Source organism: Microbacterium sp. zg-B96, assembly GCF_030246865.1.
Lineage (GTDB): Bacteria > Actinomycetota > Actinomycetes > Actinomycetales > Microbacteriaceae > Microbacterium.
The window spans coordinates 1,240,295-1,253,992 of sequence record NZ_CP126738.1 but is presented as its reverse complement, the minus strand read 5'-3'; the positions used below and the strand labels follow the sequence as shown (position 1 = coordinate 1,253,992).

Sequence of the window (13,698 nt, the reverse complement as noted above, 5' to 3'; positions counted from 1 at the left end):
CCACGAAGGCCCGGAGCTGATGCTCCGGGCCTTCGTGCATCCGCACGGTGAAACCGCAGCTGGTGGCCGAGACAGTGGGAAACGACCACGGTCTCGGCCACCAGCTACGGTCTCAGCGGTTGGGGTCAGAACCACGCGGACTCGCGGACCTCGCGCATCGCGGTGCGGCGGTCCTCGGGGGTGAGCCGGTCAAGGAAGAGCTTGCCGTCGAGGTGATCGGTCTCGTGCTGCAGCGCCTGGGCGAGCAGCCCGTCGCCCTCGAGTACCAGCTCGTTGCCGTCCAGGTCTATGCCGACGACCTTCGCGTGCGGATGCCGGATGGCGTCATGCCAGAGGCCGGGAACCGACAGGCATCCCTCCCCCATCGGCACCGGGTCTCCGGAGACCTCCACCAGCGTCGGATTGAGGATGTACCCGATGTCGCCGTCGATGTTGTAGCTGAAGGCGCGCAGGCCCACGCCGATCTGGTTCGCCGCCACGCCGGCGCGGCCGGGCAGCGCGACCGTCTCGAGCAGATCACGCACCAGCGCGCGCACGCCGTCGTCGATGTCGTTGATCGGCGCACACGCCGACCGCAGCACGGGGTCGCCGAACAGGCGGATGTCGCGGACGCTCATCAGGCGGCCGGTGCCCCGTCGCGCAGACCCTCGACGACGATGGCGGCCAGTTCCCGCGCCGCCTGGCGCGTCGCAGGCTGCAGCTCACGGAACGAGATCGCGCTGCCAGCGGCGATGAGCGGGTCGTACGGCATGCGCACGACGGCACGCACGCGCGTCTTGAAGTGCGCCTCGAGCTCGTCGGCGCGCACCAGCGGTGCGCCGGGGCGGCTCGCGTTGAGCACCACCACGGCACCGCGCGCCTTGTCGGCGTAGCCGTTGGATTCCAGCCAGGTGAGGGTTTCGGATGCCAGCCGGGCCTCGTCCACGCTCAGCCCGGTGACCACGATCAACTCGTCGGCGAGATCCAGGGTCGCCCCCATCACGGAGTGAACGATGCCGGTGCCGGTGTCGGTGAGCACGACCGAGTAGTAGTGCCCCGCGAACTGCGCGACCTCGTGGTAGTCCTCGTCACTGAATTCCTGCGACACGTGGGGGTCGGCGTCGGAGGCCAGCACGTCCAGCCGCGTCTCGTCGCGCGCGACGATGGCCGACAGGTCGTGGTAGCCGGAGATCTCGCCGCGGCGGCGCACGAGGTCCCGCACCGTCTTGCCGCTGGGGTTCCCGATGCGCTCGGCGAGGGTGCCGCGGTCGGGGTTGGCGTCCACGGCGATGATGCGGTCATCGCGCGCGTCGGCCAGCGCCATGCCCAGCAGCGTCGTGATGGTGGTCTTGCCGACCCCGCCCTTGCGCGAGAGCACCGGGACGAACTTCGCGCCACCGTGCAGCCGCGCCGCGATGCGCCGATCGAGTGCCTTGCGAGCACGGGCGCGGCGGCCGTCGCCGAGGTTGATGCGATGGCCGGAGATCGAATACAGGAAGTGCCGCCACGCGCCCTCGGGCTCGGGCTTGATGACGTGGTGCGGGTCGAGCAGGCGGTCCGCGGTGAGCAGATCGGCCGATTCCCGGCCCGACTCGAACTCGCCGAGCCGGCGCGGGGCCAGTTCGCCGGTGCGTGCGCGCACCCGCCCGGCGGCGCGGGGGTGCAGGTCTGCGGCGACGGATGCCGTGCGGCTCGTGCCCGCGAGCGCGACGTCGGTCGCGGGGGTCGGTGCGGGGGTCGGCGCGGGCGCAGGTGCGGATGCGGGCTGCTCCGGGGCGGCCGCAGGGGCGTCCCGAGTCAGCGCGGGTGTCGGCCCGGCGTGCGAGGCGGGCACGCTCGCCGCGGCATCCGCCACCGGCTCGTGGTCCGCCGCCGGGTCGCCGACTTCCTCGGCGAGCTCCTCGTCGTCGGCCAGCTCCTCGCCGGCGTGGTGGGCGTCGGTGGGCTCGTCATCGACGGTCACGTCCTCGGCCGCGACGACCTCGACGCCGTCTGTGGTGGCGGCGCCGAACCCGACCGGCACGAAGCCCTCCGCGGGGAAGCCGTCATCGACGGCCTCATCGTGCGCGTCGTCATCTTCGTCGGAAGCCATCGGCAGCGTCACGTCGACCTGAGCGGTGGCACCACCGAGGATGCCGATCCCGGTCGTGTCGAGGCTTCCGCCGTCGGCGAGCATGCCGTTCTCGGGCTCGTCGTGCGTCGGTTCGTTGCGCTCGGGCGTCACAGCTCTCACTCCAAGTTCGGGATGGGTGCCTGGGCACCCATCCCTCCAGGTTACTCGGAGGGGCGCACGACGGCCAAAAGGTCCCCTGCCTCCACCTGTTGCGTCCCGGTGACCGCCAGTCGCTCCACGACGCCGTCGACGGGTGAGGTGATCGCCGCTTCCATCTTCATCGCCTCGATCGAGGCGACCGGCTGACCGGCTGCGACGGTGTCGCCCACCTCGACCTTGATCGTCGCGACTCCGGAGAAGGGAGCCGCCACCTGACCGGGCTTGGACGTGTCTGCCTTCTCCGCCTGACGGTGGGCGACATCGATCGCGCGGTCGCGCACGAACACCGGCCGCAGCTGACCGTTGAGTGTGGTCATGACGGTGCGCATGCCCTTGTCGTCGGCCTCGCCGATCGCCTCGAGCCCCACGTACAGCTGCACGCCCCGCTCGATCTCCACGACGTGCTCGGTACCCGACGCGAGGCCGTAGAGGTAGTCGACGGTGTCCAGCACGCTGAGGTCGCCGTAGGTGTCGCGCACCTCCTGGAACGCCCGGGTGGGAGCGGGGAACAGCAGCTCATTCAACGTGCCCCGGCGGGTGGTGGAGTCGCCGTCGAGCGCCGCGGCATCCTCGTCGGAGAGTTCGGTCATTCCCTCCCGCACTTCGCGGCCGGCCAGCACCTTGGTGCGGAACGGCTCCGGCCAGCCGCCGGGGAGATCCCCCAGCTCGCCTGCCATGAAGCCGACCACCGAGTCGGGCACGTCGTATTTGTGCGGGTTCTCGGCGAAGTCGGCCGGGTCGGCCTTGACCGCCGCCAGGTGCAGTGCGAGGTCGCCGACCACCTTCGACGACGGCGTCACCTTGGGCACGCGGCCGAGGATGGCATCCGCTGCGGCGTACATGTCCTCGATCAGCTCGAAGTCGTCCGCCAGCCCCAGCGCGATCGCCTGCTGGCGCAGGTTCGACAGCTGTCCGCCCGGGATCTCGTGCCGGTAGACGCGGCCGGTGGGGCCGGGCAGACCCGACTCGAACGGACGGTACAGGGCGCGCACCGCCTCCCAGTAGGGCTCGAGGTCGGAGACGGCGTCAAGGTCGAGCCCGGTGTCGCGGTCGGTGTTCGCGAGCGCCGCGACCAGGGCGGACAGCGACGGCTGGCTGGTCGTGCCGGACATGGGGGCGGCCGCGGCATCCACGGCATCCGCCCCGGCGGCGCTGGCAGCCAGCAGCGTCGCGAGCTGTCCGCCGGCGGTGTCGTGCGTGTGCACGTGCACCGGCAGGTCGAACCGGTCGCGCAGCGCCGAGACCAGACGGCCGGCGGCGGCAGGGCGGAGCAACCCGGCCATGTCCTTGATGGCCAGCACGTGCGCCCCGGCATCCACGATCTGCTCAGCCAGGCGCAGGTAGTAGTCGAGCGTGTAGAGGTCCTCGGCCGGGTTGAGCAGGTCGCCGGTGTAGCAGACGGCCACTTCGGCCACGGCGGTGCCGCTGGCCAGCACCGCGTCGATGGCCGGGCGCATCTGGGACACGTCGTTGAGCGCGTCGAAGATGCGGAAGATGTCGACGCCGGATGCCGCGGCCTCGCGGACGAAGGCATCGGTCACCTGCGTCGGGTACGGCGTGTAGCCCACGGTGTTGCGGCCGCGCAGCAGCATCTGGATCGCCACGTTCGGCAGTGAAGTGCGCAGCGCATCGAGGCGTTCCCACGGGTCCTCACCGAGGAAGCGCAGCGCGACGTCGTAGGTGGCGCCGCCCCAGGCCTCGACCGACAGCAGCTGCGGGGTGAGCCGCGCGACGTAGGGGGCCACGGTGACGAGGTCCTTCGTGCGCACGCGGGTGGCCAGCAGCGACTGGTGGGCGTCGCGGAAGGTCGTCTCGGTGACGGCGAGGGCCGTCTGTTCGCGGAGGGACTTGGCGAAACCGGCCGGGCCGAGCTCCTGCAGGCGCTGCCGCGAGCCGGCGGGAGCGGGGGCGGTGAGATCGACGGTGGGGAGCTTGGATGCCGGGTCGACCGTCAGCGGGTTGGAGCCGTTGGGCCGGTTGACGGTGGTGTCGGCGAGCCAGCCGAGGATCTTCGAGCCGCGGTCCTTCGACTCGCGCCCGTTGGCCAGGTGCGGCCGCTCGTCGATGAACGCGGTGGACAGGTCACCCGCGACGAACGCCGGGTCCTCCAGCACGCTCTGCAGGAACGGGATGTTGGTGGATACGCCGCGGATGCGGAACTCGGCCAGTGCGCGGCGGGAGCGCACCACGGCGGCTTGGAAGTCGCGGCCACGGCAGGTGAGCTTGGCGAGCATCGAGTCGAAGTGCGGGCTGATCTGCGAGCCGGCGGCGGTCGTGCCGCCGTCGAGGCGGATGCCGGCACCACCGGGCGAGCGGTAGGTGGTGATCTTGCCCGTGTCGGGCCGGAAGCCCTGCGACGGGTCCTCGGTGGTGATGCGGCACTGCAGGGCGGCGCCGCGCAGGTGGATGTCCTCCTGGCGAAGCCCGAGCTCCTCCAGGGTCTCCCCCGCGGCGATGCGCATCTGCGACTGCACGAGGTCGACGTCGGTGACCTCCTCGGTCACGGTGTGCTCCACCTGGATGCGCGGGTTCATCTCGATGAACACCACTTCGCCGGTGCGGGGGCCGGCGGTTTCGAGGAGGAACTCCACGGTGCCGGCGTTCTGGTAGCCGATGGACTCGGCGAACGCGACTGCGTAGCGGTGCAGCGCATCGCGGGTGTCGTCGTCGAGGTTCGGCGCAGGGGCGATCTCGATGACCTTCTGGTGGCGGCGCTGCACCGAGCAGTCACGCTCGAACAGGTGCACGGTGTGGCCAGCGGTGTCGGCGAGGATCTGCACTTCGACGTGCCGAGGCCGCAGGACCGCCTGCTCGAGGAACATGCGCGAGTCTCCGAACGCACTCCCCGCTTCGCGCATCGCCTCGGCCAGTGACGGCGCGAGCTCTTCGGCCCGGTCGACGCGGCGCATCCCGCGGCCGCCGCCGCCGGCGACCGCCTTGGCGAAGAGCGGGAAGCCGATGTCCTCGGCCTGCGCGACGAGCGCGTCGATGTCATCGGATGCCTCGGTCGAGCGCAGCACCGGCACGCCGGCGGCGATCGCGTGGTGCTTGGCGGTGACCTTGTTGCCGGCCATCTCCAGCACCTTCGCGGGAGGGCCGATGAACGCGATGCCGGCCGCCGCCGCCCTTGCCGCAAGCTCCGGGTTCTCCGAGAGGAAGCCGTAGCCGGGGTAAATGGCATCCGCCCCGCTCTCGGTGGCCACGCGGATGATCTCGTCGACATCGAGGTAGGCGCGCACCGGGTGGCCCTCTTCGCCGATGCGGTAGGCTTCATCGGCCTTCAGCCGATGAAGCGAATACCGGTCCTCGTAGGGGAAGACCGCGACCGTTCGGGCGCCGAGTTCGAAGGCGGCGCGGAAGGCTCGAATAGCGATCTCGCCGCGGTTCGCGACCAGGATTTTGCGGAACATGCTCACCTCACGTGGGATGACCGGAGCGTGCGTCGTCGTACGCCCGAAGTGCCTGAGTGTGCTCCCAGCCTAGGGGACGGTAACGTAGACCTCTGTGCACGTACTCTCCGTCAGCTCACTCAAGGGCGGGGTCGGCAAGACGACGGTCACACTGGGGCTCGCATCCGCTGCGTTCGCTCGCGGTGTTCGAACCCTCGTCGTCGATCTCGACCCGCAGTCCGACGTGTCGACGGGGATGGACATCCAGGTGGCCGGCCGGCTGAACGTCGCCGATGTGCTGGCCAACCCGAAGGAGAAGGTCGTCCGTCAGGCGATCACCTCCAGCGGCTGGGCGAAGGTGCACCCCGGCACGATCGACGTGATGATCGGTAGCCCCTCGGCGATCAACTTCGACGGCCCGCACCCGAGTGTGCGCGACGTCTGGAAGCTCGAAGAGGCACTCGCGACGATCGAGCCCGACTACGACCTCGTGCTGATCGACTGCGCGCCGTCGCTGAATGCCCTCACGCGCACCGCGTGGGCGGCATCGGACCGTGTGATCGTCGTGACCGAGCCTGGACTGTTCTCCGTCGCCGCCGCCGACCGCGCGCTGCGTGCGATCGAGGAGATCCGCCGCGGGTTGTCCCCGCGCCTGCAGCCACTGGGCATCGTCGTGAACCGGGTGCGCCCGCAGTCGATCGAGCACCAGTTCCGCATCAAGGAACTGCGCGACATGTTCGGCCCGCTCGTGCTGTCGCCGCAGCTGCCGGAGCGCACGTCGCTGCAGCAGGCGCAGGGTGCCGCGAAGCCGCTGCACATCTGGCCGGGCGATTCCGCGCAGGAGCTCGCCGCCGACTTCGACGCGCTGCTGGACCGCGTGATGCGCACCGGCCGGATCCCCGACCCCGCCGAAGCCCGCGCCTGACCCACTGCCGAGTGAGTATTCACGCTGCCGAGTGAGTATTCACGCTGCCGAGTGAGTATTCGCTGCACCGCTGGACGGTCCGACCCGGCATCCGTCCACCGTCGCGAGTACTCACTCGAGGGCACGAGTACTCACTCGCGAGCACGAATACTCACTCGAGGGCACGAATACTCACTCGCGAGCAGGAATACTCACTCGCGGGTCAGGCGGTGCGCTGGGAGCGGCGCGCGGCGAGCTCGTCCACCGGGTCCGGCGACTGCCCGTCGAAGTCCACGAGCGTCGACTCCACCTCGCGAAGCACCTTGCCCACGGCGATGCCGAAGACGCCCTGTCCGCGGCTGACCAGATCGATGACCTCGTCGTTCGACGTACACAGGTACACCGAGGCACCGTCGCTCATCAGCGTCGTCCCGGCGAGATCGCGGATGCCCGCTGCTCGCAACTGGTCGACCGCGGTACGGATCTGCTGCAGCGAGATGCCGGTGTCCAACAGCCGCTTGACGAGCTTGAGCACGAGGATGTCGCGGAAGCCGTAGAGGCGCTGCGAACCGGATCCGGAGGCGCCGCGCACGGTCGGCTCGACCAGCTCGGTGCGCGCCCAATAGTCCAGCTGACGGTACGTGATGCCTGCTGCGCGCGCCGCCTGGGCGCCACGGTAACCGACTTCATCGTCCATCTGGGGCAGGCCATCGGTGAACAGGAGGTCAGCTGAGAAGGGCTGGCCGTCGGCCAAGTCGCCAGCGGTCATGCTCACCTCCTCACTGTTCGGGCAGTACGTCAACGCTAGATGAGCAATCGGGCAGCGGCAATGACATCCGCGTATGGGCGGCGGCGTGTCGCGCTACGGGGTGATTCTCTCGAGCGCCGTCAGCACGAATGCGGTGCGCAACTCGTCCAGTCGTCGCACGAGTTCGGGTGCCAGTTCGCCGGCGCGGGCGCGCGCGGTGGCATCCGTTCGTCGCAGCATCGGGGCCAGGGCGGTCTCCACGAGCGCGACATCACGTTCGGCGCTCTGGCGCAGCGAACGCAGGTGACGGGGCTGGATGCCGTGTTCGGCAAGTCCCGCGAGCGCGCGCAGCAGGGTCAGCGCCCGCTCGTCGTACGAGTCCGCGCCGGCGAGCAGGCCCGCCGTGATCGCGTCCCCGAGCAGGCTCGACTCGGCACCGGCGGCGAGGATGAGCTCGTCGCGACGGTACCGGCGCGGCGTCGACGTGATCGACGGCGGCATGAGCGCACCGATGTCGTGGCCGGCGTCGCGCTCGTCGAGAACCTCGCGGATGCGCTGCAGCGGCATGTAGTGGTCGCGCTGGAGCGACAGTGCCAGGCGCAGCCGTTCGAGGTCGCCGCCAGAGAACTTGCGGTACCCCGACTCGGTGCGGGTGGGCGTGACGATGCCCTGCACCTCAAGGAAGCGCAGCTTGCTGCTGGTCAGTGAGGGGAATTCGGGGGCCAGTCGCGCAAGGACCTGACCGATGCTGAGATAGCCCGCCGGCGTGGAACGCCCGCGGGGTGCGACCTGCGCCATCAATCCCCTGCCGCGCGGTCAATCGGCGAGACGAAGTAGTTGAGTCGGAACTTTCCGATCCGCACTTCGGCACCATCAGTGAGCACGGCGCGGTCGACCCGCTCGCCGTTCACGTACGTCCCGTTCAGCGAGCGCTGGTCGACGATCTCGAACACCAGACCGGTGCGAGTGACCTCGGCGTGACGACGCGAGACGGTGACGTCGTCGAAGAAGATGTCGGCTTCAGGATGCCGGCCGATCGTGGCGACATCGTTGTCGAGCAGGTACCGCGCACCGGCGGTGGGGCCCGAACGCACCATGAGCAGTGCGGACCGCGACGGGAGCGAGGCGATGGCCTCAAGCTCCGCCTCGGTCAGGTCACTGCCGAAGGGGATGAAGGAGAGGTCGGAATCGTGCCCGAAAGTCTGCGTCGTGTCGGATCCGCCCGCAGGCGTATGCGCATCCCCCGCGTCGCGATGGATGCTTCCGTGCTCTCGCCGGCTGTTCTCGTCCACGCTGCCTCCTCTCCTGTTCAGCCTAGTGGATGCGCCGCCCCACGCGACTGCGGATTGGCGACTTCGCTCCCACCGGGTGCCGCCCGTGTTTCGTCATGTGTCACGTCGGGTGCCGTGAACGGGCGCTGAGACGTACCGTAGCCTGACCAACCGCGAAAGGACTCCCCCGTGTCGATCCACAGCAGCCGCAGTCAGCCCCTCGAGGTGCGCGACCAGGCCGTCTGCATGTGCGTCCACGGTCAGTCCTGCTCGGTGTTCGCGCCGGGCCATGCGGTGCACCTCATCCAGGCCCGGCTGGCCTCGGCCACGCCCCTGGAGTGGGCAGACGCGATCGTGACGGACGCGGATGCCGCAGCCGGCACGCTGACCGTGCACACCGTCACCGACGGCGAGTCACTGCAGGTGTGGAGCGGTGCGGGCGCGGCCCACGTCGCTCCCGCCGGCACCCCGGTCGCGGTGCACCGGCGCTACCACGTGCTCGCCGTCGGCACGCGCTGGTTCAACATCGCCGCACTCGACGCAGACGCGGCGTAACCCCGCTCGACTCAGACGGCCATCGACTCCTTCATGGCCTGGCAGGCGTCGGCGCACGCACGGCACGACTGTGCGCACATCTTGCAGACTTCGCTCGTCTCGGCGTGAGGCAGGCACATGTCCTCGGTTGCCAGGCACATCGCGATACAGGCATCCAGCATCGCCATCATCGCCGCGGGGGTCATCCCCTGCATGCGCAGCATCGAGCGCATCATCGTGTTGCACATGTCGGCGCAGTTCATCGAGAACGGCGCACAGTCCATCATCTGCATCGAGCAGACCGTGCAAGCCTGCTCACAGGCCGCGCACGCATCCAGACACGCCTGCATCAGCGACATGTCCATCGTTTCCATGCCGGGCATCGACATCATGTCCTGGGACATGGCATCCATCATTCTGGCGTCCATCCCGCACCTCTCTTCATCCGAGTCGAGCGGGCAGGTGACCCGCCTGCCGTCATGGTAGGACGGCCGCTGGTCGCGCGATACCCCCAGGGTAGGCTCGGGCGGGTGATGTCACCAGGAATTTACGCATCGCTCACGCGTCGTGCCGCCCTCATCGCCGCCGCCGCCGGACTGGCCCTGATGGCCGTGCTCGGCTCCGCCGGTGCGGCGTCCGCCCACGACGGGCTCATCGCCAGCGATCCCGCGATCGGCGCCACGGTGGATGCACTGCCCGAACAGGTCACACTCACCTTCAGCAACTTCCCGATCGACGAGCCCGGGGCCACCCTCATGGCGGTGACGGATGCCGCCTGCACAGACCTCACCGCCGGCGATCCCGTCGTCGACGGCACCGATGTGACCCAGGCTCTGCAGGGAACGGCGACCGGTGTGATCACGGTGACGTGGAAGATCACCTCCAGCGACGGCCACCCCACCGAGGACCAGTTCACGTTCACCGTCGGCGCCGGCGACGCCGCGGCCACCCCCGCACCGGCCGACTGCGACGGCACGGCCGCGGAGACCTCGACGGCAACGCCGGAGACCGGCAGCACTCCCCCCGCCCTGCTGTGGACGATCGCCGGTGTCGTGCTGGCCGCGGTGATCGCGGTGGTCGCGTACCTGCTGATCTCCCGCGCCCGCCGCCGGCGCGACCTGCAGCGCACCCGCGAGGCCGCCGCCGACAGCGGGGACCGGCGCCCCGACGAGGACTAGGCTTGGATTCATGCCTCATTACGACGTCGTCATCCTCGGCGCGGGCCCCGGCGGGTATGTCGCAGCGGTTCGCAGCGCCCAGCTCGGCCTGTCCGTTGCCATCATCGAAGAGAAGTACTGGGGCGGTGTCTGCCTCAACGTGGGCTGCATCCCCTCGAAGGCTCTCCTGAAGAACGCCGACCTCGCGCACACGTTCCTGCACAAGGCCGATCTGTTCGGCATCTCCGGTGACGTGCACTTCGACTTCGGCACCGCGTGGGACCGCAGCCGCAAGGTTGCCGACACCCACGTCAAGGGCATCCACTTCTTGATGAAGAAGAACAAGGTCACCGAGTACCAGGGCCGCGGCACGTTCGCCGACGCCCACACCATCGACGTGGCGAAGTCCGACGGCTCCACCGAGCGCGTCACCTTCGACAACGCGATCATCGCCACCGGCTCCAAGGTGCGCCTGCTTCCCGGCGTGCAGCTGAGCCAGAACGTCGTGACGTACGAAGAGCAGATCCTCGACCGCGACCTGCCCGGCTCCATCGTCATCGTCGGCGCCGGCGCGATCGGCATGGAGTTCGCCTTCGTCCTGAGCAACTACGGCGTGAAGGTCACCATCATCGAGTTCCTCGACCGGGCACTGCCCAACGAGGACGTCGAGGTGTCCAAGGAGATCCAGAAGCAGTACAAGAAGTACGGCATCGAGATCCTCACCTCCACGAAGGTGGAGTCGGTCACCGACGACGGCTCGAAGGTGACGGTCGCGTACAGCGCGAACGCCGACGGCGCGCAGGGTTCGATCGAGGCCGACCGGGTGCTCATGTCGATCGGGTTCGCCCCGAACATCGAGGGCTTCGGCTTGGAGAACACCGGCGTCAAGCTCACCGACCGCGGTGCGATCGACATCGACGACTACATGCGCACGAACGTCGAGGGCATCTACGCCATCGGCGACGTGACCGCGAAGCTGCAGCTGGCCCACGTGGCCGAGGCGCAGGCCGTGGTCGCCGCCGAGACGATCGGCAAGGCCGAGACGATGACCCTCGGCGACTACCGCATGATGCCGCGCGCGACGTTCTGCTCGCCGCAGGTGGCCTCGTTCGGACTCACCGAGCAGCAGGCGCGCGACGCCGGCTACGACGTGAAGGTCGCGAAGTTCCCGTTCAGCGCCAACGGCAAGGCCAACGGCCTGGGCGAGCCGGTCGGCTTCGTCAAGCTCATCGCCGACGGCGAGCACCTCGAGCTGCTCGGCGGCCACCTCATCGGCCCCGATGTCTCGGAACTGCTCCCCGAGCTCACCCTCGCGCAGAAGTGGGACCTCACCGCGCTCGAGGCGGCACGCAACGTGCACACCCACCCGACGCTGTCCGAGGGCCTGCAGGAGGCCTTCCACGGCCTCGCCGGTCACATGATCAACCTCTGACCTCAGCGTTAACGCACTGACGCCGCCCCCACGATCGGGGCGGCGTCGGTGCGTTAACGGGGTTCGAGCGTCAGGCGCCGAGTGCTCGGGCGAGCTTGGAAGCGGATGCCGCGGGGCGCCCGCCCATGGCTGCGACCAGCGCGTCGGCCGCCGCGAACAGCGCGGCCCGTTCGGTGGGATCGGTCGGGGCGGCGGGGCCGAGTTCCAGCTCCCACTCCCGCCACGACGCCTCGGTGCCGGCCCGCTCATCGCGGGCCGTGACGCGGTCGTCGACGAACTCCGCCACCACGGCACCGGCGGCGTCGCGCAACGCATAGGCGACCCGGGCGTTGCGGATGCGGGCGAGCGCGGTGAACGGCGGATGTGCCCACGCCGCGAGAGCGTCGACCACGGCCGCGGGAACCGTCACGTCTATCGCGTCGGCGTCGGGTTCGGCGTCGAGGGGCCACGCCCACTCGTGCTTGCCCTCGGGGCTCGAGATCTTGATATGCCAGCCGGCATCGGGCCCGCCGGTGCGACGGCGTACCGCGACACCGCCGAGGGCCAACTGCCGCTCGGCGGTGTCGAGGTAGCGCGCGTCAAGATCTCGCCGTTCGGCGTCGCCGATCGTGGCGACACCGGGTAGCGACGTCCAGTCCGGAAGCGGGGTGCTCTCGTCGACGTCGTAGGTGCGCTCGACCTCGAGGGAACGGGTCGGTTCGTCTGCGCTACCGGATTCGGGGGTGGAAGCCACCCCTTACGGCTCGTCCTGGTCGTCGCGGTCGGGGTCGATGTCGTCCTGCGCCTCGACGTAACGGAACGCGGCCTCGGTAGGGCCGTCGTCGTCACCGGTCTTGTCGAGCGATCCTTCGCGCGCGTAGACGACCTGCGTCTCGCTGTACGGCAGGATCAACTGGTCCAGTGCGGGATCTTCCAGGGGAAGAATCTGCCCGTCCAGCGGACCTCCGTGCATTCGTGCAATAGCCATGAAATGACCTCCTGATCCGACCCTAACCCGCCCCGCGGGACTCTCCCCCGCCGTTGCCCCCAGTCGCCGCGGATGCTAGGCCGACTCACCGCCCCACCCGCGCAGGGTGCCGTCGGGCGAGGCGAACTTCGCCACGAGCGTGCAGTCCTTGTGGCCGAGCCCTTCGGCGGCGAGGCGGTCCAGCTGGGCCAGCGCCAGCCGGGCGGCGGGCAGGTTGACGCCGGTGGCCTCCGCCGCCTGTACTGCAAGCCCGCAGTCCTTGCGGGCCAGGTCGGCGGAGAATGTGGCATCGAAGTCGTGGTTGGCCGCGGCGGTGGGCACGACGCCGGGCACGGGATACCAGGTGCGCTGCGCCCACGACTGCCCCGACGAGGCATCCACCACCTGCCAGAACACCTGCGGGTCCAGCCCCAGCCGTTCGGCCAGCTGCGAGCCCTCCGACATCGCCATCACGCTGATGAACAGCATCATGTTGTTCGCCAGCTTCGCGGCGATGCCGCTGGTGGCCTCGCCGCAGGCGATCACCGCCCGTGCCATCGGCTCCACGACGGCGCGCGCACGCTCGATGTGGTCGGGGTGACCGCCCAGCATGACCGCCAGGGTTCCGGCTTCGGCTCCGGCGGTACCGCCGGAGATCGGCGAGTCGACGAAGGGGAGTCCGCGCGCGTCGGCTTCGTCGTGGCACCACCGCGACGTGCCGACGTCGACGGTGGAGGTGTCCAGCAGCAGCGTGCCGGATGCCGCCAGGGCGAAGATTCCGCCCGCTCCCCCATACACCTCGCGCACCTGACCGGGTCCGGGCAGCGACGTCAGGCAGGCATCCGCGCCCGCCAGCGCGTCTGCGACGGTGTCGACGACCTGGATGCCGCGACCGGCCGCCGCCTCGCGCGCGGCGGGCACGGGGTCGACGCCGCGCACGGTGTGCCCGGCCGAGACCAGGTGGGCGGCCATCGGCGCGCCCATGTGGCCGAGGCCGATGAAGGCGATGGTGGACATGGGGTTCTCCCTGCGACGTCGCTGTCGCGGCCGCGAGGCGAGCGGCCGT

At 69.8% G+C, this 13,698-nt stretch carries 14 protein-coding genes; 4 read left to right on the top strand and 10 right to left on the bottom strand.

The genetic code is table 11. From position 1 onward, the window contains the following. Positions 1-125 precede the first annotated feature (125 nt). Genes def through QNO11_RS05680 form a run of 3 tightly spaced genes read right to left on the bottom strand, consistent with a single transcriptional unit; the run spans position 126 to position 5,661 of the window. Positions 126-617: a peptide deformylase gene (def, locus tag QNO11_RS05690; protein ID WP_257510052.1), complete on the bottom strand. Its 492-nt coding sequence runs from the start codon at positions 615-617 to the stop codon at positions 126-128. Next, positions 617-2,203, bottom strand: a complete 1,587-nt coding sequence (locus tag QNO11_RS05685; RefSeq protein ID WP_308211218.1) for a MinD/ParA family ATP-binding protein — start codon at positions 2,201-2,203, stop codon at positions 617-619. Before QNO11_RS05685 ends, def begins: the two co-directional genes overlap by 1 nt. Positions 2,204-2,253: 50 nt before the next feature. Continuing rightward, positions 2,254-5,661, bottom strand: coding sequence for a pyruvate carboxylase (locus QNO11_RS05680; RefSeq protein ID WP_257510053.1), 3,408 nt, complete (start codon positions 5,659-5,661; stop codon positions 2,254-2,256). A 94-nt stretch (positions 5,662-5,755) separates the two neighbouring features. Here QNO11_RS05680 and QNO11_RS05675 point away from each other — a divergent pair, with 94 nt between their 5' ends. Next, positions 5,756-6,565: a ParA family protein gene (locus QNO11_RS05675; protein WP_257510054.1), complete on the top strand. Its 810-nt coding sequence runs from the start codon at positions 5,756-5,758 to the stop codon at positions 6,563-6,565. Between the two features lie 202 nt (positions 6,566-6,767). On the opposite strand, the gene QNO11_RS05670 is transcribed toward QNO11_RS05675, so the two are convergent. The 3 genes from QNO11_RS05670 to QNO11_RS05660 form a co-directional block, all read right to left on the bottom strand. Beyond that, positions 6,768-7,313: a MerR family transcriptional regulator gene (locus QNO11_RS05670; RefSeq protein ID WP_257510055.1), complete on the bottom strand. Its 546-nt coding sequence runs from the start codon at positions 7,311-7,313 to the stop codon at positions 6,768-6,770. 93 nt (positions 7,314-7,406) lie between these two features. After that, positions 7,407-8,090 carry a transcriptional regulator FtsR gene (gene ftsR, locus QNO11_RS05665; RefSeq protein WP_257510056.1) on the bottom strand — a complete coding sequence of 228 codons (684 nt, stop codon included), beginning with the start codon at positions 8,088-8,090 and terminating at the stop codon, positions 7,407-7,409. Continuing rightward, a complete protein-coding gene (locus QNO11_RS05660; protein WP_257510057.1) occupies positions 8,090-8,584 on the bottom strand; it encodes an FHA domain-containing protein in 495 nt (164 codons plus the stop codon). The genes ftsR and QNO11_RS05660 overlap by 1 nt, the downstream gene beginning before the upstream one ends. Positions 8,585-8,752: 168 nt before the next feature. On the opposite strand from QNO11_RS05660, the gene QNO11_RS05655 reads away from it, so the two are divergent. Next, the gene (locus QNO11_RS05655; protein WP_257510058.1) at positions 8,753-9,118 is read left to right on the top strand and encodes a hypothetical protein; all 366 of its coding nucleotides are present in this window, start codon (positions 8,753-8,755) and stop codon (positions 9,116-9,118) included. Positions 9,119-9,129: 11 nt separating this feature from the next. On the opposite strand, the gene QNO11_RS05650 is transcribed toward QNO11_RS05655, so the two are convergent. Next, positions 9,130-9,501, bottom strand: coding sequence for a four-helix bundle copper-binding protein (locus QNO11_RS05650; protein ID WP_257510059.1), 372 nt, complete (start codon positions 9,499-9,501; stop codon positions 9,130-9,132). 129 nt (positions 9,502-9,630) lie between these two features. On the opposite strand from QNO11_RS05650, the gene QNO11_RS05645 reads away from it, so the two are divergent. Together QNO11_RS05645 and lpdA are read left to right on the top strand one after the other, a co-directional pair. Further along, on the top strand, positions 9,631-10,275 hold the full coding sequence (locus QNO11_RS05645) for a copper resistance CopC family protein (RefSeq protein ID WP_257510122.1): 645 nt from the start codon (positions 9,631-9,633) through the stop codon (positions 10,273-10,275). 10 nt (positions 10,276-10,285) lie between these two features. Continuing rightward, the gene (gene lpdA / locus QNO11_RS05640; protein WP_257510060.1) at positions 10,286-11,686 is read left to right on the top strand and encodes a dihydrolipoyl dehydrogenase; all 1,401 of its coding nucleotides are present in this window, start codon (positions 10,286-10,288) and stop codon (positions 11,684-11,686) included. A gap of 70 nt (positions 11,687-11,756) precedes the next feature. Here the strand turns inward: lpdA and QNO11_RS05635 are convergent, their stop codons facing one another. From QNO11_RS05635 to QNO11_RS05625, 3 genes are all read right to left on the bottom strand, one after another. Continuing rightward, positions 11,757-12,419 carry a CYTH domain-containing protein gene (locus QNO11_RS05635; protein ID WP_257510061.1) on the bottom strand — a complete coding sequence of 221 codons (663 nt, stop codon included), beginning with the start codon at positions 12,417-12,419 and terminating at the stop codon, positions 11,757-11,759. A 3-nt stretch (positions 12,420-12,422) separates the two neighbouring features. Continuing rightward, a complete protein-coding gene (locus QNO11_RS05630) occupies positions 12,423-12,653 on the bottom strand; it encodes a response regulator (protein WP_257510062.1) in 231 nt (76 codons plus the stop codon). 75 nt (positions 12,654-12,728) lie between these two features. Beyond that, positions 12,729-13,649 carry an NAD(P)-dependent oxidoreductase gene (locus tag QNO11_RS05625; RefSeq protein ID WP_257510063.1) on the bottom strand — a complete coding sequence of 307 codons (921 nt, stop codon included), beginning with the start codon at positions 13,647-13,649 and terminating at the stop codon, positions 12,729-12,731. Positions 13,650-13,698 lie beyond the last annotated feature (49 nt).

Coding starts and splice junctions, on each gene's coding strand:
- def (WP_257510052.1), bottom strand. CDS start 617: ATGAGCGTCCGCGACATCCGCCTGTTCGGCGACCCCGTGCTGCGGTCG.
- QNO11_RS05680 (WP_257510053.1), bottom strand. CDS start 5,661: ATGTTCCGCAAAATCCTGGTCGCGAACCGCGGCGAGATCGCTATTCGA.
- QNO11_RS05670 (WP_257510055.1), bottom strand. CDS start 7,313: ATGACCGCTGGCGACTTGGCCGACGGCCAGCCCTTCTCAGCTGACCTC.
- ftsR (WP_257510056.1), bottom strand. CDS start 8,090: ATGGCGCAGGTCGCACCCCGCGGGCGTTCCACGCCGGCGGGCTATCTC.
- QNO11_RS05650 (WP_257510059.1), bottom strand. CDS start 9,501: ATGTCCCAGGACATGATGTCGATGCCCGGCATGGAAACGATGGACATG.
- QNO11_RS05645 (WP_257510122.1), top strand. CDS start 9,631: ATGTCACCAGGAATTTACGCATCGCTCACGCGTCGTGCCGCCCTCATC.
- lpdA (WP_257510060.1), top strand. CDS start 10,286: ATGCCTCATTACGACGTCGTCATCCTCGGCGCGGGCCCCGGCGGGTAT.
- QNO11_RS05630 (WP_257510062.1), bottom strand. CDS start 12,653: ATGGCTATTGCACGAATGCACGGAGGTCCGCTGGACGGGCAGATTCTT.
- QNO11_RS05625 (WP_257510063.1), bottom strand. CDS start 13,649: ATGTCCACCATCGCCTTCATCGGCCTCGGCCACATGGGCGCGCCGATG.